The organism is Variovorax paradoxus, from assembly GCF_030815975.1.
In the GTDB taxonomy this organism is placed as follows: Bacteria; Pseudomonadota; Gammaproteobacteria; order Burkholderiales; family Burkholderiaceae_C; genus Variovorax; species Variovorax paradoxus_N.
The window spans coordinates 2,471,788-2,497,073 of the sequence record NZ_JAUSXL010000002.1; the positions used below are offsets into that span (position 1 = coordinate 2,471,788).

A 25,286-nucleotide genomic window follows, 5' to 3' on the forward strand; every position below is an offset into this window, starting at 1 on the left:
CAAGGAGGCTTTCATGAACACCACACAGTCGCCGATTTTCATTTCCGGCCTGCACTGGGCAGCAGCAGCAGCAGCGGCCGCCGTGCTTGCAGCGGGCTGCGCCAACACGCCGCCGGCCACCGGCGCCGGCGCCGCCGCTTCGGACACGACGGCCAGCGCGGCGGCCGCCAGCTCGACGACGACGCCGCCGCCGCCACGCCCGGCCGGCTCGAGCACGGCCGGCCAGGCGCGCACCTTCTCGACCCAGCTGGCCACCTACACCTCGGTCAGCTTCGATGCCGTGCCCGGATGGGCGCGCGACGATTTCTCCGAGAGCTGGCCGGCCTTCCTCGGCAGCTGCAAGGTGCTCACCGGCCGCGGCGCCGAGTGGAAGGAGGTGTGCGCGCGGGCCCTCAGGATCGACAGCAAGAACAACAGCGCGATCCGCGCCTTCTTCGAGCAGGAGTTCTCGGCCTACCAGATCCGCGACGACGACCGCAAGCCCGACGGCGTGGTCACCGGCTACTTCGAACCCGAGATCCCGGGCAGCCGGCAGTACGCGGCGCCGTTCATCTATCCGGTCTACGGCCAGCCCGAGGACATGCTGTTTGCCGATGCGCGCAAGCTGCCGGCCGGCAGCGGCGCGGTGGCGGCGCGGGTGGAGGGCCGCAACGTGGTGGTGCAGACCGGTCTCAGCACGCGCGACATGGGCGCGCCGGGGCTCTATGCGCTGGACCTCTCGGCCATCACGCGCGACACGCTCGACCGCAAGGTGCGCCTGCGCATCGAAGGCAAGCAGCTCTTGCCCTACTACACGCGCGAAGAAATCGAAACCAAGGGCGCGCCCAATGCCAAGGTGCTGGCTTTCGTGAGCAGTGCCACGGCGCTCTACGAAATGCAGATCCAGGGTTCGGGCCGCATCAAGCTGGCCAACGGCGACATCATCCGCGTGGCCTATGCCGAGCAGAACGGCCAGCCCTTCCGCCCCACGCTGGCGCAAGCGGCCAACGGCAAGCCGCGCACCCCGGTCAAGGTCCGCGGCTCGTCCATCGAACTGCAGTTGGACGACGGCGACGAGGACGACGACGCCGGCAGCCCCGCGACCGGCACCATCCGCACGCGCGGCTTCACGCTCGCGCAGCCCACGGCCACCGGCGCGGTGCTGGTGCCGGGGCGGCGCACGGCCGGACCGGTGATCGGCTCGGGCATCAAGGACCCGAGCTACGTGTTCTTCAAGGAGTCGACTTCGCCCTCGGGCGGGCCGGTGGGCGCGTTCGGCGTGCCGCTGTCGGCGGGCCGCTCGATCGCGGTGGACCCGCGCAGCACGCCGCTCGGCTACCCGGTGTTCGTGTCGACCCGCGCGCCCGGCACCGGCGCGCCGATGCAGCGGCTGACCATTGCGCAGGACACCGGCGGCGCGATCCGCGGCGCGGTGCGGGCCGACTATTTCTTCGGCAACGGCCAGCAGGCCGCGAACAATGCGCGCCGCATGAAGGAGCGCGGCCAGCTCTGGATATTGCTGCCGCGCGGCCTGGCCGTGGCCACCGCAGCGGTGTCGTCGGCCATCCGCACCCGCGGCGGCCCGGCGGGCGCCGGCCTGCCGCAGTGCCTGGTACCGACCGAAGGCGTGTGCGTGGACGACTAGTCATGTCTGCCCCCCGGCTTTTCACTCGCTGCGCTCCTGTAACTCCACCCCCCGAGGGGGAGGCGCGGCCCGCCTTGGGGCGGCCCGGCGGCGGCCGCTGACCCATGCAAGAAACGCTCTCGTCTGCGGAAAGCAGTGTGCTCGTCCGCCTCTGGCGGCGCCGGCAGACGCTGTCTCCCGACGACATGGGCACCATGTACCGCATCGTGGGCGATGCGCTCGTGGCCTGCAATCCGCCCGAGCTCCAGGTGCTGGGCGAGGGCCGGCAGGAGCTGGTAGCGCAGTTCATCTACGTGAAGGTACTGCGGCTCGATGCCGATCCCGACGAGGCCGACGAGCGCGCGGGCCACAGCGCGCCGTCCAGCGCCTTTGCGCTGTGCGCGTACTTCCGCCGCTACCTGATCGACTGCACGCGCGCCAGCGCATTCCGCCGCAAGCTCTCGATCGGCGACCAGGTCAGCGAAGCGCAGCTCGAAGATGCGCTGGGCGCCGGTGAAGATCTCGACGGCTGCCTCGCGGAGCACGGACTGAGCGCCAACGCGGTGCAGCTGGCCGCGCGCGCCTTCATCGCCGATCTGCCCGAGCCCGAGCGCATCCTGCTGTGCGAGGGCTTCGGCAGGGAGGCCGAGGGCGGCCTCTCGGGCATTGCCTCGCGCCACGCCATTGCCTCCTACCACTACCGCGCGGGCCGCCTGGGCCTGGTGCACAAGCGCGAGGCCCTCACTGCCGACTACGCCAGGACCCGGCTCGGCGGCTGGATCCAGCAGACGCTGGGCATTGCGATAGCGCCCGACAACATGGCGGCGATCCTGCAGGTCTTCAAAATCCTCGGTGCTGAAGCGTCTTATGCCTGAAGACATAGCCATTCAGGAACAGACCGCCATGAACACCGAACTCTGGCCCCCGCTCAGCGTGATCCGAAGTGCGCTCCAGGCCGCGGCCGCCGCGCCCGCAATGCCCGGCGTGTCCGGCGTGCCCGGCCATGAAGCCGGCGCGGCCGCCGTGGCGATGCCGGGCGCGGCATCCCACACGGCGCAGAGCGCCGCGCCCGAACCGCCGCGCGCCGTGCTCGATCTGCTGCTTCCTCTGACCGAATTGGCGCGGCGCCGCGAGGCTGTTGCCCGGCGCGCTTTCACCGCGCGCTGGGCGCCGGGCCGCCTCGTGAGCGTGGTGCACGAAGGCCGATTGCTCGGCGTGCTGCTCGACCGCTGCATCCACGGCAATCTGTGGCAGGGCTGGATGGCCGCGGGCGAGGCCGACTGGGCCGGCCCTTTCGACGTGCTGCTCGAGCCCGATGACGAACCCTTCGAGCCGGCGTTCGGCTTGGTGCAGGCCTGGAACGTGCTCACGCTCGAACCGAGCCCGCAGCTGTGCGCGCGCGTGCTCGGCGAGGTCTCGGCCACGCGGCTGGCCGCGATCCGCGCGGTGCACGACGAGTGGGCCGCGCAGGTGCCGCTGTCCATCGCACCCGAACCCGGACGCATCGCGCTGCGCACCGTGGGCGGTGTGTTCCCGGTGCTGTCGGGCACGCCGCTCGGTGCGCAGGATCCGCGCGCGGACTACCAGGCGCTGTACCGCGCCGCCGGTCTGCAATTGAGCCCGGCGCAGGTGCAGTCCCCCGGCGCAGCGTCGGCCGTACCTGCCTTCCCGCGCGCCCGGCCGCAAGCGCGGCCCGAGGGCGGCTGGTGGGGCAGCATCCGGCGCTGGTTCGGTTCCGGCGGATGGATGCGTCCCGCGTTCGCGGTGCTGGCGCTGTTCGCGGTGGTGCAGAACGCCGGCCTGCTCGGCGGCCGCGGCGCGGAAGAAGACGATGTGCGCTTCCGCACCGTGCCCGCTGCACCCGTTGCAACGCAGGCCAACCTGGTCGTGCGCTGGAAGGATGGCGTGCGAGTGGACGAGGCCGACCGCCTGCTGCGCACGATGCCGGCCGAGGTGGTCGGCGGGCCGGGTGCGAACGGCGTCTGGCGGCTGCGCGCGGCTGATCCGGTGGGCGGCCTTGCGGTGCTCGCGGCATCGCCGCTGGTGGAATCGGCCGGGCCGGCCTCGGAGCGGCCATGAGGCACGCCCTGCCCCTGTCTTTCTCCCTCCCCTTCCGGGGGAGGGCAGGGGTGGGGGCAAGCGGCATATCCACCGGGCGCTCTGCCTGCCCCCATCCCAGCCTTCCCCCGGAGGGGGAAGGAGCCATGCGATCTCGTTGTTTGCGGCTGCTGCTGTCGCTGGCGCTGCTTGTCTTCGGCAGCGCCGCCTTCGCCACCCCTCGCGCCCTGCTCGTCGGCGTCTCCGAACTCGTCAACCAGCCGCAGGCGCTGTGGCTGCAGGCGCCGCGCAACGACGTGATGCTGATGCGCGACGCACTGCAGAAGCAGGGTTTCGCAGCCGCCGACATCACCGTGCTCGCCGACGGCGTGAGCGGCGCACTGCTGCCCGAAGCGCAGGCCATCCACGGTGCGCTCGGCCGGCTGCTCGCGCAATCGAGAAGCGGCGACTTCGTGCTGCTCTACTTCTCGGGCCACGGCACCCGCCTGCGCGACAGCGGCAAGCGCTACCAGGAGCCCGACGGCCTGTCGGAAAACTTTCTCGCACGCGATGTGCGCGGCACGCTCGGCAGCGACAACGCGCTCACGGGCGACCTGCGCGATGCCGATTTCGATGCCTGGATCCAGGCCTTCCTGGCGCGCAACGTGTTCGTCGCCTCCGTCTTCGACACCTGCTCGGCGAACTCGATGACCCGCAGCAGCACGGCCGACAGTCCGCTGGTTGCCGAAGGGCCGGCCGACGACGAGGTGCGCTGGCGCGGCCTGCGCACCGGCCAGCTGGTCGGTGCGCCCGGCCCGGCGGCGAGCGTCGCCATGGCGCGGCCGGCCGCGGCCGAGCCGGTGCCGCGCGCGCGCTATGTCGCGCTCTTCGCCTCCGAGAGCCACCAGATCACGCCCGAGCTGCGCCTGCCGCGCAAGAGCCGCAGTGCACGCCCGCAGGGCCTGCTGACCTGGGCCGTGGTGGAGGCGCTTTCGCGCAAGCCCGCCACCTGGCGCGACCTGTTCGACGGCGTGCTGGCCATCTATCCGCCGGTGATCGACGAACTCGCGCAACGCTTTCCCACGCGCGAGCTGCCATCGCCGGTGGCCGAGGGCAATCTCGATGCGCCGATTTTTGCCAACCGCGCGCAGCCGGTTTCGACGCGCCCGGTCTGGCGCGCGCAGCGCTCCGGCGACACGCTGGTGCTGCAGGCCGGCCAGCTCGATGGCCTGGTGGCGCAGCAGCCGCTGCGCGTGCTGGCCACGATGGAAGACGGCACGCTGCGCAGCGCCGAGGGCCTGCTCTTGCAGGCCTACACCGACAAGGCGCGCATGGCCGTGCCGCCCGCGCTGCGCGAACTGTCCGGCGCCGCGCTCTGGAACATCACGCCGCTTCGCGAACCGGCTGCGGCCGCGCTGCGCGTGCGCGCGGAGCAGGGCCTGCCGCCCGGGCTGAGTCTCGAATACCCCGCCTCAGTCATCGCGGTGGGCGAGGCGGACGATGCCGACGTGCGCTGGAGCGGCACCCGGCTCGAAGTGCTCTCGCCCTCGCTCGGCGCGGGCGCAAGGCCTTTGCCGGCCGATTCCGCGGCGGCCCGCCGGCAGCTCGAAATGCTGGCCCGGCTCAAGTGGCTCAACCAGCTCTACACCATCGCCAGGGATGCGCAGTTCGACGGTTTCGACGCGGTATTCGAAGTGTGGAACGGCGATCGCCTGGTGCGCAGCGGCCCGGCCCGGCAGGCCGGCGCCCGGCTGCTGCCGCTGCACAGCGGCGAACGCGCCGTGCTCAACGTGCGCAACACCACCGGGCGCTCGGTGGACCTCGTCGTCGTCGGCATCGACCCGCAGGGCGGCGCGCGCCAGGTCTACCCCGAGGACTCGGGCGAGAGCAACCGCTTCAAGCGCGGCACGCGCGACGCGCCCTCCGCCAAGCGCTTCGAGCTGCCCTGGTTCAACGCCGAAGGCGGCCGGCTGCTGGTGCTGGCCGCGCCCGCCGTGCCCTACAGCGCGCCGCGCCTGTTCGGCGCGGGCGCGGCCGATGCGGTGTCCCAAGTGCGGGTGCGCGGCGCCCTGCAGCAAGACAGCGAGCGGCAGACCTTTGCCGCGATGGTTCATTGGGCGGGCGACGCTTCGTCCGCCAGGTAACGACAGACAACCGGATTTTTCTCAGGAGATCGACATGAGCTGGACCTACGATGGAAAACTGGACCCCGACGAGGCCCTGCGCCTGCTCGACTATCTGTCGGGCGAATCGGGTAACGACTTCGCGATGATGATCGAGAGCAAGGGCTCGCCGATCGAAGGAGAGTCCAAGCGCACGTACGAAGACGGCAAGCAGCGCATGGACATCGGCGGCTATTCGTACAAGTCCGACGTCGTCATTCCGCCCGGCTCCAGCAAGGGCAAGCTGCGCAACCACGCCTTCATCGTGATCCGCGACTGCGATGCGGCCACGGCCTCCATCGCCAGCCTGCTGAAGAACCAGGACAGCGACCTGAAGGTGACCATCTCGGTCTTCAAGGCCGGTGGCGACAGTTCCAAGGACCAGCAGTCGCACCTCGAATTCGTGCTTGAAGGCGCGCGCGTGAACTGCCACGCCATCGTCACCGGCGGCACGCCCAAGCGGCCCTGCGACCTGATCTTCTTCGACTACACGAAGCTGGAGATCCGTTCGGCGCCGCAGCAGCAGACGGGCGCACGGGGTGCCGTTCGCACCTGCACCTTTGCGGGGAACTGACATGGCCAGCTCCGCCGAACTCCTCAAGTCCGCCGACCCCGTCGCCGCGCTCAAGGCCCTGAGCGACGAGGTGCGCGCCAAGCCCGCCGACAGCAGGCACCGCGTCTTCATGGCGCAGCTGCTGTGCGTGCTGGGCCAGTGGGAACGCGCGCTCAACCAGCTCACCGTCGCGGCCGAGCTCGATGCGCTCGCCGTTCCCATGAAGCAGGTGTACGGCGACGCCGTGCGCTGCGAAGGCCTGCGCGCCGAGGTGTTTGCCGGCACGCGAACGCCCATGGTCTTCGGCCAGCCCGACGAATGGCTGGCGCTGCTCATCGAATCGCTGCTGCGCCAGGGCCGAGGCGAGAGCGAGCTCGCCGAAGACCTTCGCCAGCGGGCCTTCGACGGCGCACCCGCCATCGCCGGCACCATCGACGGCGCGCCCTTCGAATGGCTGGCCGATGCCGACATGCGCCTGGGCCCCGTGCTCGAAGCCTTCGTCAACGGCAAGTACTACTGGATTCCCTACGCCCGGCTCGCGCACATCAAGATCGAGCCGCCCGAGGACCTGCGCGACTGCGTCTGGATGCCCGCGCACCTGCAGTTCGAGAACGGCGGCGAAACGCTGGCGCTCATTCCCACCCGCTACGAAGGTACCGAGAAGAGCGAAGACGGCGAGCTGCTTCTCGCGCGCAAGACCGAGTGGCGCGAACTGCGCCCCGAGGTCTGGGCCGGCTGCGGCCAGCGCGTGCTCGGCAGCGACGCCGGCGAGTACGCGCTCATGGATGTGCGAGAGATCCTCTTCACGCCGGCCGCCTCTGCCGCACCGCAGGACGGCCCCGGCGACGCAGGCGGTTGAACGTGGCCGAACTCACCGCCCAGGAACGCCTGCAGCCGTCGCTGCTCGACCGACTGGTCGACAACGCGCCCACCGAAAAGCGCGAGAGCGACGAGAAGCGCACGCTCACCAAGCAGGCACTGCGCTCGGCTGTGCTGCGCGACCTGAGCTGGCTCTTCAACGCCACCGGCTTCGGGCTTGCCATGGACGACAAGCAATACCCGAACGCCGCGCGCTCGGTCATCAACTACGGATTGCCTATGCTGTCTGGCCAGTTCACCTCGTCGGTGCAGCGTGTCAGCATGGAACAGGCTTTGAAGAACGCAATCCTGCAGTTCGAGCCGCGCATTTTGTCCCGCACTCTCGAAGTTGAACTCGTCATGGAAGGCTCGGCACTCGACTCGCACAACAGCATCGGCCTGCAGATCCGCGGCATGCTGTGGGCGCAGCCCGTGCCCCTCGAGTTCCTGATGCGAAGCCGTGTAGACCTGGAAGAAGGACGCATCGAGATCGTGGACATGGCGCAAAACCCAAGGTAAGTCCGACATGGACCCTCGGCTGCTGAACCTGTATGAACAGGAACTGCGCTACTTCCGCGAGAGCTCCTCGGAGTTCGCGCGCGCCTTTCCGAAGATCGCGCACCGCCTGGGCATCGAGGGCCAGGAGGTCGCCGATCCCTACGTCGAGCGGCTGATCGAGGCCACGGCCTTCCTGTCGGCCCGCGTCAACCTCAAGCTCGATGCCGAATACCCGCGCTTCACGGGCCACCTGCTCGACATCGTCTATCCGAATTTCCTCGCGCCCACGCCGGCGATGGCGGTCGTCTCGTTCTCGCCCGATCTCGACGATGCCAACCTCGCGACCGGGCCGAAGCTGCCGCGCGGCGCCGGGCTGCGCGCGCGCCAGGCCGTGGGGCAGAACACGCATTGCGAGTTCCGCACCTCGAGCGCGCTGCGCATCTGGCCAATCGAGATCCAGCGCGCCCAGTACTTCACCTATGCGCCCGACCTGCCGCTCGGCACGCACCCCCAGTCGCGCGCCATCCGCGGCGGCCTGCGCATTGCGCTGCATGCGACGGCGGGGCTCAACTTCAGCCAGATCGCGCTCGACGACCTGGTGCTGCATCTAGGCGGCGCCGAAGACGTGGCGTGGCAGCTGCAGGAGTGCGCGCTGGGCCAGCCCATCGGCGTGATGGTGCGGCCGCTGTCGCCCACCGGTGCGCTGCAGGGCGCGGCGCAGAGCCTGCCGGCCACCGCGATCCAGCCCGTCGGCTTCGAGGACGATGAAGCGCTGCTGCCGGTCACGGCCACCGGCTTCTCGGGCTTTCGCCTGCTGCAGGAGTACTTCGCGTTTCCGCAGCGCTTCCAGTTCCTGCGCATTGCCGGGCTGCAACCGGTGCTCGCGGCGATGCCGGTCGTCGACGTCGAGCTCGTGCTGCTGTTCTCGCGCGGCGATGCGGCGCTCGAAAAACTGGTGAGCGCCGACAACGTGCAGCTGCACTGCGTGCCGGTGGTCAATCTGTTCAACAAGCGGCTCGACCGCGTGCCGCTGACCGAAGGCGTGAGCCAGTTCCACCTGGTGCCCGACCGCACGCGGCCGCAGGATTTCGAGGTGCACACCGTCACCGAGGTCATCGGCCACGGCGCGCCCGGCGCCGATGCAGCGGCGGCCGAACAGGTGTTCCGCCCCTTCTATTCGGCCTTCCATGGCACGCGGCACAGCCACCCGGCCTACTTCACGACCACGCGCGAGCCGCGGATGCTGTCGGTGCGCCAGCGTACCGAGGGCCATCGCAGCAGCCACATCGGCTCCGAGGTCTACATGCAGATCGTCGATCCGCAGCAGGCGCCGTACGCCGCCACGCTGCGGCAGCTCGCGGTGGCCGCGCTGTGCACCAACCGCGACCTGCCGCTCCTGATGCCACTCGGACGCGACAACGACTTCGACTGCGTCGACTCCTTTCCCGTGCAGCGGGTGCGCATGGTGCGCGGGCCTTCGCGGCCGGTGTCGCCGGTGGTGAGCCAGGGGCTGGGCTGGCGGGTGGTCGATCACCTTGCGCTCAACTACCTGTCGATCTCCGACAGCACGCCGGAACAGGGCGCTGCCGCATTGCGCGAAACGCTGATGCTCTATGCCACGCATGCCGACGAGATGCGCCAGGGCCAGGTGCGCGGGCTGCTCTCGGTCAGAGCGAAGCCCGTGGCGCGCCGCCTGCCGCTCAAGGGACCGATCGCCTTCGGGCGCGGGCTCGAAGTGACGCTCGAGGTCGACAAGGACGCATTCCATGGCCACAGCGTGTTCCTGTTCGGCGCGGTGATGGCGCGCTTTCTCGCGCGCCACGTGGAGGTCAACCACTTCGTCGAGACCGTGCTGCGCGTGGCGGGCAAGGGCGAGACCATGCGATGGAGGCCGCTGTGCGGGACCCGGCAGATTCTGTAGCTGTAGCCGCGCGGGTCGACACCGCATTGCGTGGGTGGTCGGCACAGCCGTGGTCCTACGACTATTTTGCGGTGCTGCGCCGGCTGGAATCGGTGGCCGCGACCACGCCGCGCTGGGGCCGCGCATTGCTGCCGAGCGCGGAGCCGGTGCGCGTGGGGCAGGAGCCGTCGCTTTCGTTCGCGCCGGCCAGCTTCAGCCGCTTCGAGCCGGCCAGCGCGTATTCGCCGCCGCGCCTGCGCCAGCATTTCTTCAGCTATGTGGGCCCCAACGGTCCGCTGCCGGTGCACCTGAGCGACTTCATCCGCGAGCGCAGCCTGAATCATGGCGACCCGACCTGGCTGGCCTTTCTCGACAGCTTTCTGCACCGCTTCTCGCTGCACTTCTATCGCGCATGGGCACAGGCGCGGCCCGCGGTGGCACTCGACCGGCCGGGCGAGGACCGCTTCCGCCTGCAGGTTGGCGCGTTCGTGGGCATCGGCACGCCGGGCCGCATCGAGCGCGACGAGGTGCACGACGATGCCCGCCTTCATTTTTCAGGCTGGCTCGCGCGGCGCGTGCACAACGCCGAGAGCGTGGAGTCGGTGCTGTGCAGCTACTTCGGCGTGCCCGTGAGGCTGGAGCGTTGGGTCGGCCACTGGATGAGCCTGCCCGCCGGCGAGCTCACGCGTCTCGGGCAGGGCGAGAGTTCGCGCTCGATGGGCATGGGCGCCATGCTCGGCACGCGTGCATGGGACCGGCAGCACCGCGTTCGCCTGCACATCGGCCCGCTCACGCTCAAGCAGTACCGCATGTTCCTGCCGATCGGCAATGCGCGGCCGGTGCTGCAGCGCTGGATGCAGCAGCTGCTCGGCGACGAACTCGAATGGGATGCCGAGCTGGTGCTCGAGAAGGCCGAGGTGCCTGCCACGCGCCTTGGACAGAAGCAGGGCAACGCGCCGCGCCTGGGCTGGGTCTCGTGGCTCGGCCAGCGCACGCGCGCGAAGGACGCGGCGGACGTGCGCATCGGCAACAGCTCGATGGCCGCCCGTACCGCTCAGGGCACCGTGGGAGCCGCCGCATGACGACGACGCCCGCGCAACCCCGACACGATGACCCACGCGGCCGCGCTGGCGCAAGCCGCGGCCCTGATCAAGGCGCAGAAGCTGGACGCGGCGGGTGAACTGCTCGCCCGCATTCTGGAGGCCGCGCCGGCCGACCCCGACGCCCTGCACTACCAGGGCCTGTTGCGCCATGCGCAAGGCCGCAGCAGCGAGAGCATTGCGTTGATCGGACGGTCGCTCTCGCTGCAGCCCGCGCAGAGCGGCGCCTGGAACAACCTGGGCAACCTGCTGGTCGAGATCGGCCGCGTCGACGACGCGATGCGCGCCTACGACAACAGCGTCTCCTTCGCGAAAGGAGGCGACGAAGGCGCCGATGCGCTGAGCAACATCGCATCGCTCGAACGCCGGAAGGGCCACTGGCAAGCCGCCGAGCGCGTCAGCCGCCGGGCGATCGAACTGCGGCCGGAATTCAGCGAGGCCTGGTACAACCTGTCGATCGCACTGATGGAGCAAGGGCGCATCCATGAGAGCGTCATCGCCAACAGCCGTGCGGTCTTGCTGCAGCCGCGCAACCTGAGCGCCCGTTCGCAGGTGATTCGCGCGCTGGAACTGCTCGGCGAGAACGAGCAGGCCGTCGGCATGTACCGGGAGTGGCTGGCCGAAGATCCAGGCAACCCCGTGGTCACGCATCTGCTGGCCGCCTGCGAGGGGCATGCGCCCGCGCGCGCCAGCGACGGCTATGTGGAGACCGTGTTCGACAGCTACGCCGGAAGCTTCGACGCCAGCCTGGAGAAGCTGCACTACCGTGCGCCCGAGCTGGTGGCGCACGCGGTGCAGGAAATGCATGGCGCGCCGGCCGCGAGCCTGGCCGTGGTCGATGCCGGCTGCGGCACCGGACTCTGCGCCCCGCTGCTGCGGCCCTGGGCCGCGCACCTGGCCGGCTGCGACCTGTCTGTCGGCATGCTGCAGCGCGCGGAGCAACGCGGCGGCTACGACGTGCTGCACAAGGCCGAGCTCACCCACTACCTGCATACCCAGCCCGGCCGGTTCGACCTGGTGATATCGGCTGACACGCTGTGCTACTTCGGCGACCTGCACGAGGTGCTGGCGGCAGCCGCGCGCGCGCTGCGTCCGGAAGGCGGGGTGGTGTTCACGGTCGAGGCCATGCCCGGGGGGCAGGACGACTTCAGGCTCGAAGGCAGCGGCCGCTACCGCCATGCGGCTGCGCATGTCGAGGCCCGTCTTGCGGCCGCCGGCTTCGGTGCCGTTCGCATCGAGCCGATCGTTCCGCGCCGCGAAGCGGGGCAGGACGTGCAGGGTTGGCTGGCGAGCGCAAGGCTTTCTGCGCATTGACGCCGGGCATGGATCGCCGAACTTCAATTTTCCCGGCATGAATCGTCTTCAACAGATACGGAGTCTTCCATGAGTGAAATCAGCCGCACCGCCCTTTTCGGCAAGCTCAACTCGCTGGCCTACAAGGCCATCGAAGGCGCCACGGTGTTCTGCAAGATGCGGGGCAATCCGTATGTGGAACTCGAGCACTGGTTCGCCCAGCTGCTGCAGGCACAGGACTCCGACCTGCACCGCGTGGTCCAGCACTACGGGCTCGACGTGTCGGTCATCGCGAAAGACATGACGGCCGCGCTCGACCGCCTGCCGCGCGGCGCCACCGCGATCAGCGACTTCTCCCCGCACATCGAGAACGCCATCGAACGCGCCTGGACCTATGCCACGCTGCAGTTCGGCGAGGCGCAGGTGCGCACCGGCTACATCCTGGTGGGCATGCTCAAGACGCAGAGCCTGCGCAATCCGCTGTTCGGTTTGTCGAAGCAGTTCGAGAAGATCAAGGTCGAGGACCTCGCCGACAACTTCGTGAAAATCTGCGACCCGTCGCCCGAATCGCAGATGCGCGCGCAGGACGGCACCGGCATGGGGAGCGGCGCGCCGGGCGAAGACTCGGGCGCCATGGCGCCGGCCGCCATGGGCAAGGGTGATGCGCTCAAGAAGTTCGCGGTCGACCTGACCGAGAAGGCCAAGAAGGGCGAGATGGACCCGATCACCGGGCGCGACGAGGAGATCCGCCAGATCGTCGACATCCTGATGCGCCGCCGCCAGAACAATCCGCTGCTCACGGGCGAGGCCGGCGTCGGCAAGACGGCCGTGGTGGAAGGCTTCGCGCAGCGCCTTGCGCGCGGCGACGTGCCGCCGCAGCTGAAGGACGTGAAGCTGCTCACGCTCGACATCGGCCTCTTGCAGGCCGGCGCGAGCATGAAGGGCGAGTTCGAGCAGCGCCTGCGCCAGGTGATCGACGAGGTGCAGAGCTCGCCCACACCCATCATTCTCTTCATCGACGAGATCCACACGCTCGTGGGCGCAGGCGGCGCGGCCGGCACCGGCGATGCGGCCAACCTGCTGAAGCCCGCATTGGCGCGCGGCAACCTGCGCACCATCGGCGCCACCACCTGGGCCGAGTACAAGAAGTACATCGAGAAAGACCCGGCGCTGACCAGGCGCTTCCAGGTGGTGCAGGTGCCCGAGCCCGACGAGGTGAAGGCGATATTGATGCTGCGCGGCGTGGCCAGCGTGCTCGAAAAGCACCACCGCGTGCAGCTGCTCGACGAGGCCATCGAGGCCGCGGTGAAGCTCAGTCATCGCTACATTCCCGCGCGCCAGCTGCCCGACAAGGCCGTGAGCCTGCTCGATACGGCGTGCGCGCGCGTGGCCGTGTCGCAGCACGCCACGCCGCCCGAAGTCGAAGACTGCATGCGCCGCATCGAGGGCCTCACGGTCGAGCAGGAGATCATCGGCCGCGAGGAAGCCATCGGCATCGACGTGACCAAGCGCGCCGCGCAGGTGGCGGCGCTGCTGGCCGAATCGAAGGTGCAGCTCGATGCGCTGAATGCGCGCTGGCAGGAAGAGAAGGGGCTGGTCGACCGGCTGCTGGAGTTGCGCAGCAAATTGCGTGCGGGGAGCAAGCCGGTGGACACTGCTTCCGCCGAGGGCAACGCGAACGCCGACGTGCCCCCACCCCAACCCTCCCCCGGTAGGGGAGGGAGCGAAGACCGCACCGCGCTGCTGGCCGAACTGCATGAACTGCAAGCGAAGATCCACGCGGTGCAGGGCGAGAGCCCGCTGATCCTGCCTTCGGTCGACGAGCAGGCCGTGGCCTCGGTGGTGGCCGACTGGACCGGCATTCCCGTCGGCCGCATGGTCAAGAACGAAGTCGAGGCGGTGCTCAAGCTCGCCGACACGCTGAACCAGCGCGTCATCGGCCAGAAGCACGGCCTCGAGATGATCGCGCGCCGCATTCAAACGTCTCGCGCGCGGCTCGACAACCCGCAGAAGCCCATCGGCGTGTTCATGCTCTGCGGCACCTCGGGCGTGGGCAAGACCGAGACCGCGCTGGCACTCGCCGAGGCGCTGTACGGCGGCGAGCAGAACATCATCACCATCAACATGAGCGAGTTCCAGGAGGCGCACACCGTCTCCACGCTCAAAGGGGCGCCGCCGGGCTACGTGGGCTACGGCGAGGGCGGCATCCTGACCGAAGCGGTGCGCCGCCGGCCCTACAGCGTGGTGCTGCTCGACGAGGTGGAAAAAGCCCACCCCGACGTGCACGAGATCTTCTTCCAGGTGTTCGACAAGGGCTGGATGGAAGACGGCGAGGGCCGCATGATCGACTTCAAGAACACGATCATCCTGCTCACCACCAATGCCGGCAGCGAACTGGTGATGAGCATGTGCCGCGACCCCGAGCTGCTGCCCGATTCGAACGCGCTGGCCGATGCGCTGAAGGCGCCGCTCATGAAGGTGTTCCCGCCCGCATTGCTGGGCCGCATCGTCACCATTCCCTACTACCCGCTGTCGCCCGACATGATGAAGAAGATCGTGCGGCTGCAGCTGGGCCGCATCAAGAAGCGCGTGGAGACCAACCACGGCGTGCCGTTCGAGTACAGCGAGGCGGTGGTCGAGCAGGTCGTCGCGCGCTGCCAGGACCCGGAGTCCGGCGGGCGCGTGATCGATGCGATCCTGACCAACCACCGTGCTGCCCACCATTTCGGTCGAGTACCTGCAGCGCCTGGCCTCGGGCGGCGAGATCCGCCGCGTGGCGCTCGACGTGAAGGATGCCGACTTCACCTACGCGTTCGACTGAGCTGCTTCCACCCTCAAGAGAAAAAAATGGCCGACCACGAGTTCCGCATCGAGACAGATTCACCCGCCAAGGACGACCTGATGTTCTGGCGCATCGTGGGCCACGAGGCGCTTGCGCGCCCGTCGGCCTATGAGCTCACGGTGCTGTCGAAGAACAAGGCGCTCGATGCCAAGGACATTCTCGGCCGCGCGTTCGATGTGGTCATCGAATTCCAGGACAAGGACGGCGCCAAGCATGAGCGGCATTGCCAGGGCCACGCCGTGCGCTTCGTTCGCGCGGGGCACGTGGGAAGGCATTTCGAATACCGCATCACGCTGCGCTCGTGGTTCTGGCTGCTCACCAAGCGCACCAACTCGCGCATCCTGCAGGACAAGAAGGTGCTCGAAGTGCTCGACGCGATCTTCGAAGACAGCCCGATCAAGCGCTTCAAGAAGACCAAGGCCGGCAATGTCATCGGCACCCACACGCCGCGGCGCTACTGCGTGCAGCACCAGGAGAACGACTACCAGTTCCTCTCGCGCCTGCTGGAAGACGAAGGCATCTACTACTGGTTCGATTCGCACGACGCGCCGGGCACCATGCACCTGTCGGACGCCAGCGACATGGCGCACGAGAAGCTGCCGGTGGACGGCACGCTGCGCTACATGCCCAGCAACGCGAGCGAGGCGCGGCACAACGAGATCTCGCGCTGGGTGAGCTCGCGCCAGTTCGATACCGGCAAGCAGGCTTCGCGCGACAGCGATTTCAAGGCGATCAAGAAAAAGCTGGGCGCCGTCATCGACGCAAAGGACGACCACGAGCTGGCCGATTTCGAGGAGTTCGAGTTCCCGGGCGGCTACTTCAACGGCGATGACGGCGAGAACCGGACCAAGCTGCGCGGCGAGGAGCTCAACGCCCGCCGCGACCGCCACTGGGCGCTGACCACCTGGCCCGACGTGACCGCGGGGCGCAGCTTCAAGTTCGAGGGCGATCCCGATGGCACGCGCAACGGCGACTACGTCATCGCGGCCTGCACCTTCATGGCGAGCCATCCCGGCTATGAAAGCGTCGGCGCCGGCACGGCCGTTTCGCAGGACGTGCACACGGCGCTGGCCGACGTGCTGCGCGACGACGCGGTGAACGCCGACACGCTGCAGGTGCTCGAAGGCCTGATCGCCAGCACGCCGATGCTCAACGCGTCGCAGCCTGGCACCAGCGCGTTCCTGATCACCGCGATGCCGATGGAGCGGGCCTACCGGCCGCCGCGCCTCACGCCGCGCGTGACCATGCCCGGTCCGCAGACGGCCATCGTGGTCGGCCCCGCGGGCGACGAGCTGCACGTGGACGACCACGGCCGCGTGAAGGTGCACTTCCACTGGGACCGCTACGACAAGAGCGACGAGAAGTCGACCTGCTGGGTGCGCGTGTCGCAGCCCTGGGGCGGCAAGGGATGGGGCGGCTACTTCATTCCGCGCATCGGGCAGGAGGTGATCGTCGACTTCCTGAACGGCGACCCCGATCGGCCAATCATCGTGGGACGCGTCTACAACGACGACCAGCCCATTCCCTACAAGTCGCCCACGCAGAGCGGCTTCAAGACCCGCTCCACGCCCGGCGGCGGTCCCGCGAACTACAACGAGATCATGTTCGAGGACAAGAAGGGCGAGGAGAACATCAACATCCATGCGGAGCTGGACATGAGCCGCAGCGTGGAGCGCGACGACGGGACCACGGTGGACCGGGACCAGTCGATCACGGTGAAGCGCGATCAGTCGAACCATGTGGACCGCGACCGAAAGAGCACCGTGACCCGCAACGACACCAACATGGTGGTGGTCGACCAGAAGAACACGGTCAAGGGTAACCAGAACAACCAGGTGGTGGGCAGCCGCAAGACCTTCATCGATACCGACGACACGCTCACCGTGACCGGCAAGCGCACCGAAGACGTGACGGGTGCGCGCAAATCGACCTTCCACGCCGGGGAGAACCACACCGTGGTGGGCGACCAGACCATCACCGTGAGCGGCAAGGTGACCTACAAGGCCGCGACCATGAGCTTCGAGGCGGGGCACATCGACTGGATGGTCACCGGCGCGAGCTCGAAATACATCACGGTGCCCACCGGGCCACTGCACCTGATGGCCAACAAGATCAAGCTGATGAGCAACACCGGCATCGAGATGATGGCAGTGGGCAACATCGACGCGACATCGGTGGGCGCCAACACGACCATCCTGGGGCCGAACACCAGCGGCTACATCGGCGCCAACAACGAAGCCAACCTGGGCATGGCGCGCTCGACGTTCATGGGCATGAGCATCGAGAACGCACTGGCCATCGCGATGTCGAACTTCGCCGGCGTGGCCATGGAAAACACTCTGGGCGTCAAGCTGGTCAGCTGTGCCGCGCCCGAGATCGAGGCGGTGGCGTGCGACGTGAAGCAGTCGCCGCTGCACACTTTCACGCCGGGTGTCGGCGCCGGTGCAGTTTCGGCGGCCGAGGCCGGCGGCTGGATCGCGGGCTTTGCCGGCTTGGCTTCGGCCAACGCCGACATTGCCGCAACGCTCAAGCAGTATGCCGATGCGGCCAAGGCGCTGGAAACCGCCGCCAAGGAGGCGGATGCCGCGCTTCTGCCGGGCCTTGCCGGCCGGATGCGCTTGCTCGCCGGTGCGACCCGCACCCGCGGCAACGAAGCCCAGGGGGCCCTCCAGGATCCGCTCAGCGCGTTGCTGTACGGGGTCGGCGAAGGACTTGCCGGCAAGACCGATGGCGAAAAGCTGGCGGACGACCAGTCGAAGTCGGCGGATGGCTCCGCCGCGCCGCCGCCGCCGCCGGAGGACCAGATCGAGCCCACGCAAGCCTGGCAGCCGCCACCGCCGACGGAGGGCGGCGCAGGTGGTGCGGGAGGAGCGGGTGGTGCCGGGGGTGTCGCGCCCGGGGGCGCAGGCGGTGCCGCGGGTGGCAGCGCACCGGGCGGCGCCGGTGGTGCACAAGGCGCCGGCGGTGCAGGTGGTGCGGCTGGTGGCAGCGGTGCGGGGAACGGCGGCGCGGGTGGCGCCGGAGGCAGCGGCGCCGATGCGGGCGTCGACCCCGACATGTCGGGAACGCCCGGTCCGACCGATGCCAGCTCGAGCAGCGGTGCGGGCGGTGCGGGTGGCGCCGACGGAGGCACCGAGCAGTCGCAGTGGCCCGGCGGCAAGGGCGGAGGCGGCGGTGCAGGTGGCGGCGATGGCGGCAGCAGGGACGGCGGTTCCTGAGGACGTTCAGGCACGGACCATGCAAGTACTCAAACCCCAAGCGCTCGGCCTCTCCACCCGGCCGATCGAATACAGAAAACGCTTCGGCCTCAGCGTGAGCGCATACCTGCACCTGCCTTTTGCGCAGGGCGAGCGTGGATGCCTGTGGGCGGAACAATCGATGTGGTCGTTTCTTTCGAAGGAAATGACGCAGCCGCTGATCGACGAAGGCGTGGCCAAGGTCACACCCGAGTTCCTGGTGCATGGCAGGGCCCATCCGCCCAAGGACCGGCCCAACGCATGCGCGGTGCGCGCGCGCTTTGCCGGCAAGGAAAAGACGCTGCTCGTCTTCGGCGAGCGCTACTGGGACGACGGCAAGCCGACGGCGCCGCAGCCGTTCGAGAGCCTGCCTCTCGGCTGGTCAGCGGCCTACGGCGGTGCCGATTTTCCGCTCAACGGCGTGGGCCGGGGCCGGCAAGCCAAGGACGGCGTGGTGTGGCTGCCCAACATCGAGTTGCCGAGCGACCGGCTGCTGCGCCCCGACCAGGCCATCGCGCCGGCGGGTTTCGGCTCCCTCGACCTGATGCATCCGCAACGCGCGAAATATCGCGGCACCTACGATGCCGATTACCTCAAGCAGCACGCGCCCGGCTTCGCGCCGGACACCGACTGGCGCCACTTCAATCTCGCACCTGCCGACCAGTGGCTCGATGGCCAACTCGAAGGGAACGAAGCGTTTTCGTTCGAGAACATGCACCCCACCAAGCCATTCATCGAGGGGTGTCTGCCGGGCATGCGCGCACGCGTGTTCGTGGGCTACAGGATGGAAGGCGCCGAGCCCAAGATCCGCGAGGTGCCGCTCAGGCTGACCACGGTGTGGTTCTTTCCGCATGCCGAGCGCTGCATCGCCATCTTCCAGGGCTTGGCCGAGGTCGGCACCGACGACGGCTCTGATGTGATCAGCCTCATGGGCGCGGTGGAGCGCATGGGAGAAGTGCGCGCCGACCAGCACTACCTGGACGCCGCCGCCAAGCGCGCCGACCCGAAGATGGGGCCGATCTACTCGATCATCGACAGCGACCTGCTGCCCCAGGGCGTGAGCACGTTCGACCCGGACGTGGAAGACGCCAAGAAGCCGTTCGAGATGGCCGGACTGCAGGGCGAAGCACAGTACCGCCGCGCGCAACTCGATGTCGAGATCGCGCGCCAGAAAGCCATTGCCATGGGCAAGGATCCGGATGCGCTGGGCATCCGCATGCCGGTGCGCGAGAAAGTGCCGCAAGGCGACGAATTGCCGCCCTACCTCGAGCAGAAGATGAAGGAAATGGAGGCGCAGAAGTGGGCCTCGATCGAAGACGCCGTCACCCTGCTGGAGCGCGCCTACGCGGTTCCCCAGAAGGCGACCGAGTCCGCAAGGCTTGCACACCGGGGCCCCCCGCGCTATAGGGCGCGCGCCCATCTGGAGGAGATGCGCGCGCTCGTCGCCATGGGCTCCCGCAAGGTCGACCTGGAGCCCTTGCTTCCCAAGCTCTACCAGCTCGAAGACACCCACCGCCAGGGCTACCTGCAGATGGCCCACGTGCAGTTGCCCGCGTTCGCCATGCCGGCGGCCGAAGCGACACGGCTGCGCGGCGAAATGGCGCGCGCGGTGCCTTTGGGCATCCGCTTCTTTGCGGGCATCGACTTCACGGGCGCCGACCTGTCGGGGCTCGATCTTCGTGAAGCGAATTTCGAAGGCGCGTGGCTCGAAAGCGTGAACCTGTGCAACGCCAACCTCTCGGGCGCCGATTTCTCGGGCGCGGTGCTGGCCCATGCGAACCTGGAAGGCGTGATTGCCATCGGCACGAAATTCCGCAAGGCCAACCTCGGCAAGGCCCGCCTTGCGGGCGGCGTGTTCGACGGTGCCGACTTCTCCGAGGCCATGCTGATGCACTGCGCATTCGCGGGAACGCAGATGCGCCGCGCTATCTTCGCCAAGACCAACCTGCTCGAAACCACCTGGGGCCGGGCGGACTGGGAGGGTGCCCAGCTCGCCGGCCAGACCTTCTACAAGGTCGACCTGAAGGGCATGCGCTTTCCCGGCGCCGACCTGTCGGCCTGCAATTTCCTGGAGTCGGACCTGTCGGGCGTGGACATGCAGGCCGCGAAGATCGAACTCGCCACCTTTGCCACCTGCAGGCTCGACGGTGCGAACCTGAAGATGGCCCAGTGCGCTGGCACCGTTGCGGTCAAGGACTCCAGCCTGACCGGGGCCGACCTGAGCGGCGCCAATCTGCGGACATTCAATTTCGGCGCGTCCGACATGCGTGGCGCGAAACTGTTCCGCGCCACGCTGGACGGCGCCAACCTCTGCGATGCCCGCATGGACGAGGTCGACATGCGGCTGTCCAGCGCCAAAGGCGTGTTGATGCGGAAGGCGCGCTGCGCCAATGCCCTGCTGTCGGGCGTCAACTTCAGCGATGCGGTGATGCAGAAGGCCGACCTGCGTGGTGCCGATCTGCGCCGCAGCAACCTCTTCGGCGCCGACCTGAGCCGCGTGCGGCTCGACGGCTCCACGCAGTTCGAAGGTGCGCTGCTCAAGCGGGCGCGCACCTGGCCGCGCCTCACCCCCGAACAGCAGGCCGCCCCATGACGCCCATTCTTCTCGAATTGGCAGTCAGCCTCGGCGAAACGCTGGAAGGCATGGACCTGAGCAAGGGGCACTACGCGCGGTTGCCGCTGGGCGGCGGCACGTTCTCGTCGGTCAATTTTTCGCAGGTGGATTTTCGAGGCGCCAACCTGCGCGAAGCGGTGTTCGACCAGTGCGACCTGAGCGGCGCCATCCTCGCCGGCGCCAACATGCGCAAGACCGTCTTCAACCGCTGCAAGCTCGATCACGTGGACATGCGCGGTGCCAATCTGCACACCGCCGTTTTCACCGAAAGTGACCTGATGCACGCCCAGTTGGCCGATGCGGCGCTGTCGATGGCCGTCGTCACCAGGTGCCGGCTGGACCATGCCAACCTGCGCGGCGCGCAACTCGATGCGGCGGTGATCAGCCAATCGGTGCTGCTCGACGTTTGCGCGGATGGCACCAGCTGGCAATACACGACCATGAACGAATGCGACGTATCGCATGCCACATGGGCGGGCGCGCGCATGGAGCGCAATGTGTTCTTCAAGACTTCGCTGGCCGGCATGTCGTTCGCGGGGCTTGACTTGAACGGCTGCCAGTTTTCATCGACCAACCTCGCCGGCGCGGACTTCACGGGCGCGATCCTGCAGCAATGCAACTTCCAGTCGACCCAAATCGAGGGCACCTGCTTTGCGAAGGTGGTGGCGCCTTCGTCCATCTTCTGCGAGGCGGCCGGAAAGAACGTCGATTTTTCGGGGGCGCGCATGCGGCAAGCCCTGTTCACTGGTGCGATGCTGGAGGGGGCAGTGTTCGATGGCTGCGACCTGTACCAGGCGCATTTCGCGAACGCAAAACTGGCCGGCGCCAGGTTCACCGGCGCGGAGCTGACCTATGCGGACTTTCGCCACGCCGACCTGACCCGCGCCGACATGCGCGGCGCCACGATGCAGCGCACCGTGCTCCACGGCACACGCACCGACGCAGCCCGGATGCCCGGTCGCGCACGTGCGCTTGAGACCGACCCCGAGCTTGCCGAGTCGGAGCGCTGGCAGCCGCAGGTTGCGTAGCGCGCACCGTCTCACTCATTCATCCATTCGCAATCCAGGAACTTCGCCATGAACCCCACAGTGCAGAACTCCCCCGCGGGGCGCAGCCGCACCTGCAAGACCGCGCCCGCCATCGGCTGCGAATGGTGCGTGGGCGTGCTTCACATGACGCCGCGCGGCGGGTTGATGGTGTTGAGCGGCGAACAGAAACTCAAGGCTTCGCGTGCCGCGAGCTGCCTGCTGGCACCGGCCTCGGGCGACAGCGTCGCCTGCCTGCGCGTGGCGCCCAACGAAGTGTGGATCATGTCGATCCTGCAGCGCGAAGAAGGCGTTCCCAATGTTGTGAATTGCGCTGGGGACATGCGCATTGCCGCTGCGGGCGGCACGCTGGTGCTGGACGCGGCACGCATCGGCATCAGGTCCGACGACTTCGAGCTGTCCACCGGCAACGCCGCCGTGGCGGTCGATACGGGCGATGTCGTCGGGCGGCAGCTTCGCGTGGTCAGCTCGACCCTCAAGATCGTCGGCTCAGTGCTGTCGTCGGTGCTCGACCGCGTGCAGCATTTCAGCAAGAGCTATCTGCGCACCACCGAAGGAATCGACCGGGTGAGCGCGACGCACGTCGAGGTCGAGGCCCAGCAACTGATGCGGTTCGAGGGCGAGCATGCGCTGATCAACGGCCGCGAACTCATCAAGGCGCGGGGCGCGCAGATCCATTTCGGCTGAAAGCGACCCACACCGGACCAGGAGCGCGATATGTTTGCCAATTGCCAGTTGATGGGAACAGACATGGGCTTTCCGGACGTGTGCATCACGCCCGCCGCGCCTTCGCCTGTGCCCGTGCCGTACCCGAACATCGCGATGGGTCCGATGGCCATACCGAACTGCCCCACGCTCCTGATCATGGGCGGACCGGCCCACAACCTGGGCACCACCATCCCGATGACCAACGGCGACAACTCGGGCGTGCTGCTGGGCGTGGCCTCGGGGACCGTCATGGGGCCGAGCCGGCACCTGACGGGCGCCTTCACCGTTCTCTGGAACGGCATGCCTGCGACGCGGCTCACCAGCGTCTCGCTGCAGAACAGCACCAATTGCCCGGGCGTGCGCACGGTACCGAGCCAGCCGCTCGTGCTGTTGCTGGCACCGTAGGACAACACAGGGCGCGTGGGCGCAGAGAAAGGGGAGAGGGGCCTGCATGGCTGATCACGAGTTCCGTATCGAAAGCGATTCGCCCGCCAACGGCGAGCTGATGTTCTGGCGCATCGTCGGCCACGAAGCGCTCGCACGCCCGTCGACCTATGAGCTCACCGTGCTCTCGAAGAACCGCGCGCTCGAGGCCAAGGACATCCTGGGCCGCGCGTTCGACGTGGTCATCGAGTTCCAGGACAAGGACGGCGGCGTGCACGAGCGCCACTGCCAGGGCCACGCGGTGCGCTTCGAGCGCACAGGCCACGTGGGCCGGCATTTCGAATACCGCATCGGCTTGCGCTCGTGGTTCTGGCTGCTCACCAAACGCATCAACTCGCGCATCCTGCAGGACAAGAAAGTGCTCGAGGTACTCGACGCGGTGTTCGAGGACAGCCCCATCAAGCGCTTCAAGAAAACGAAGACCAGCAACGTGATCGGCACGCACAACCCGCGGCGCTATTGCGTTCAGCACCAGGAGAGCGACTACCAGTTCCTGTCGCGGTTGTTGGAAGACGAAGGCATCTACTACTGGTTCGACGCGCATGACGCGCCCGGCACCATGCACCTGTCGGATGCGAGCGACATCGCGCACGACAAGCTGCCCGTGGAGGGCACCCTGCGCCACATGGCCACCGACACCACCGAGGCGCGCCACAACGAGATCTCGCGCTGGGTGAGCGCGCGGCAGTTCGACACCGGCACCTACGCCTCGCAAGACAGCAACTTCAAGTCGATCAAGAAGAAGCTCGAAGCCGCGGGCGGCACGCCCGACAAGCACGAACTGGCCGAGTTCGAGGCCTTCGAGTTCGCGGGCGGCTACTTCTCGGGCGGCGACGCGGACGACAAGGGCAAGCTGCGCGGCGAAGAGATCGTGGCGCGCCGCCAGCGCCACTGGGCGCTCACCACCTGGCCCGACGTGGCCGCCGGCCGCAGCTTCACCTTCGAGGGCGACCCCGACGGCACGCGCGATGGCGACTACATCATCGCGGCCTGCACTTTCGTTGCGAGCCACCCCGGCTACGAGAGCATTGCGCACAGCACGCCGCGCATGCCCATCGAGCAGGCGCTGCGCGAGGCGCTCGACGACGACGCCGTGAACGCCCAGGCGCGGCCCGCGCTCGAGGTGCTGATCGCCGACGCCCCCGCGCTGCGCACCGACCCGCAGGGCACCAGCGCCTTCCTGATCACCGCGATTCCTGTCGACGTGCCGTTCCGTCCGCCGCGGCTCACGCCGCGCGTGGTGATGCCGGGGCCGCAGTCGGCCATCGTTGTGGGGCCGGCCGGCGAGGAGATCCACGCCGACGACTTCGGCCGCGTGAAGGTGCACTTCCACTGGGACCGCTACGACAAGAGCGACGAGAAGTCCACCTGCTGGGTGCGCGTGTCGCAGCCGTGGGCGGGCAAGGGCTGGGGCGGGTATTTCATTCCGCGCATCGGGCAGGAGGTGATCGTCGACTTCCTGAACGGCGACCCCGACCGGCCGATCATCGTGGGCCGCGTCTACAACGACGACCAGCCGATCCCGTTCGGCTCGCACACGCAGAGCGGCTTTCGCACGCGCTCCACGCCCAAGGGCAGCGCCTCGAACTGCAACGAATTCCGCTTCGAGGACAAGAAGGGCTCCGAGCAGGTGTACCTGCATGCCGAGAAGAACCAGGACATCGAGGTCGAGAACGACGAAACCCACTGGGTCGGCCATGACCGCACCAAGACCATCGACCACGACGAGACCACGCACGTCAAGCACGACCGCACCGAGACAGTGGACAACAACGAGACCATCAGCGTGCACGGCCAGCGCACCGAAACGGTAGACAAGAACGAGACCATCACGATTCATCAGAACCGGACGGAGACGGTGGATCAGAACGAGACCATCTCCATCGGGCAGAACCGCAGCATCACCGTGGGCGCGAGCGAGACGGCGACCGTGGCGCTGCAGCGCACGCATTCGGTGGGGATCAACGAGACCATCACGGTGGGCGCGGCGCAGGAGATCACGGTGGGGGCGATGCAGGCGGTGACCGTGGGAGCCAGCCAGACGATCAATGTGGGGGCGAACCAGTCGAGCAGCATCGGGGCCGATCGGTCGGTGGATGTGGGGGCGAATCTCTCCACCAATGTGGGCGCCGACGAATCGCGCATCGTGGGCGCAGGCCGCACGACCAGCGTCGGGAAGGACGACTCGCTCACGGTCGGCAAGAACCTGGTCATCAGCGCGGGCGACTCCATCTCGATCACGACGGGCAGCGCGAGCATCACGATGAAGAAGGACGGGACCATCGTCATCAAGGGCAAGGACATCACGATCGACGCCTCGGGAAAGATCAACGCGAAGGCGAGCGGCGACATCGTGATGAAAGGCTCGAAGATTTTGCAGAACTGATTGCCA

The 25,286-nt window shown here is 68.2% G+C and carries 16 protein-coding genes; all 16 read left to right on the forward strand.

All coding sequences use genetic code 11. From position 1 onward, the window contains the following. The first annotated feature begins 13 nt into the window (after positions 1-13). The 16 genes from mltA to QFZ47_RS15400 all read left to right on the forward strand — a co-directional run bounded on the left by mltA (position 14) and on the right by QFZ47_RS15400 (position 25,280). Positions 14-1,624: a murein transglycosylase A gene (gene mltA, locus QFZ47_RS15320; RefSeq protein WP_307656439.1), complete on the forward strand. Its 1,611-nt coding sequence runs from the start codon at positions 14-16 to the stop codon at positions 1,622-1,624. A 137-nt stretch (positions 1,625-1,761) separates the two neighbouring features. Further along, complete coding sequence (locus QFZ47_RS15325; RefSeq protein WP_307656440.1) at positions 1,762-2,478, forward strand: hypothetical protein; 717 nt, start codon at positions 1,762-1,764, stop codon at positions 2,476-2,478. Positions 2,479-2,506: 28 nt separating this feature from the next. Further along, positions 2,507-3,682: a hypothetical protein gene (locus QFZ47_RS15330; protein ID WP_307656441.1), complete on the forward strand. Its 1,176-nt coding sequence runs from the start codon at positions 2,507-2,509 to the stop codon at positions 3,680-3,682. A gap of 125 nt (positions 3,683-3,807) precedes the next feature. Beyond that, the gene (locus tag QFZ47_RS15335) at positions 3,808-5,784 is read left to right on the forward strand and encodes a caspase family protein (RefSeq protein ID WP_307656442.1); all 1,977 of its coding nucleotides are present in this window, start codon (positions 3,808-3,810) and stop codon (positions 5,782-5,784) included. Between the two features lie 34 nt (positions 5,785-5,818). Then, positions 5,819-6,376 (forward strand): type VI secretion system tube protein Hcp, encoded by a 558-nt coding sequence (locus tag QFZ47_RS15340; RefSeq protein WP_307656443.1) that lies wholly within the window; start codon positions 5,819-5,821, stop codon positions 6,374-6,376. A gap of 1 nt (position 6,377) precedes the next feature. Further along, positions 6,378-7,214, forward strand: a complete 837-nt coding sequence (locus tag QFZ47_RS15345; protein ID WP_307656444.1) for a type VI secretion system accessory protein TagJ — start codon at positions 6,378-6,380, stop codon at positions 7,212-7,214. Positions 7,215-7,216: 2 nt separating this feature from the next. Continuing rightward, entirely contained in the window at positions 7,217-7,732 is a 516-nt protein-coding gene (gene tssE, locus QFZ47_RS15350; RefSeq protein ID WP_307656445.1) for a type VI secretion system baseplate subunit TssE, read from the forward strand. Positions 7,733-7,739: 7 nt separating this feature from the next. Further along, complete coding sequence (gene tssF, locus QFZ47_RS15355) at positions 7,740-9,632, forward strand: type VI secretion system baseplate subunit TssF (protein ID WP_307656446.1); 1,893 nt, start codon at positions 7,740-7,742, stop codon at positions 9,630-9,632. Between the two features lie 26 nt (positions 9,633-9,658). Next, positions 9,659-10,693: a type VI secretion system baseplate subunit TssG gene (gene tssG, locus QFZ47_RS15360; protein ID WP_307656447.1), complete on the forward strand. Its 1,035-nt coding sequence runs from the start codon at positions 9,659-9,661 to the stop codon at positions 10,691-10,693. Positions 10,694-10,720: 27 nt separating this feature from the next. Then, positions 10,721-12,025, forward strand: coding sequence for a methyltransferase domain-containing protein (locus QFZ47_RS15365; RefSeq protein ID WP_307656448.1), 1,305 nt, complete (start codon positions 10,721-10,723; stop codon positions 12,023-12,025). Positions 12,026-12,094: 69 nt separating this feature from the next. Continuing rightward, positions 12,095-18,064: a type VI secretion system ATPase TssH gene (tssH, locus tag QFZ47_RS28895; RefSeq protein ID WP_370880581.1), complete on the forward strand. Its 5,970-nt coding sequence runs from the start codon at positions 12,095-12,097 to the stop codon at positions 18,062-18,064. A 19-nt stretch (positions 18,065-18,083) separates the two neighbouring features. Next, positions 18,084-20,675, forward strand: coding sequence for a DUF2169 family type VI secretion system accessory protein (locus QFZ47_RS15380; RefSeq protein WP_307656450.1), 2,592 nt, complete (start codon positions 18,084-18,086; stop codon positions 20,673-20,675). Beyond that, positions 20,672-21,724, forward strand: coding sequence for a pentapeptide repeat-containing protein (locus QFZ47_RS15385; RefSeq protein WP_307656451.1), 1,053 nt, complete (start codon positions 20,672-20,674; stop codon positions 21,722-21,724). The genes QFZ47_RS15380 and QFZ47_RS15385 overlap by 4 nt, the downstream gene beginning before the upstream one ends. A 48-nt stretch (positions 21,725-21,772) precedes the next feature. Then, entirely contained in the window at positions 21,773-22,429 is a 657-nt protein-coding gene (locus QFZ47_RS15390; protein WP_307656452.1) for a DUF3540 domain-containing protein, read from the forward strand. Between the two features lie 30 nt (positions 22,430-22,459). Beyond that, positions 22,460-22,855, forward strand: coding sequence for a DUF4150 domain-containing protein (locus QFZ47_RS15395; RefSeq protein ID WP_307656453.1), 396 nt, complete (start codon positions 22,460-22,462; stop codon positions 22,853-22,855). Between the two features lie 46 nt (positions 22,856-22,901). After that, the gene (locus QFZ47_RS15400) at positions 22,902-25,280 is read left to right on the forward strand and encodes a type VI secretion system Vgr family protein (protein ID WP_307656454.1); all 2,379 of its coding nucleotides are present in this window, start codon (positions 22,902-22,904) and stop codon (positions 25,278-25,280) included. The last annotated feature ends 6 nt before the right edge of the window (positions 25,281-25,286 follow it).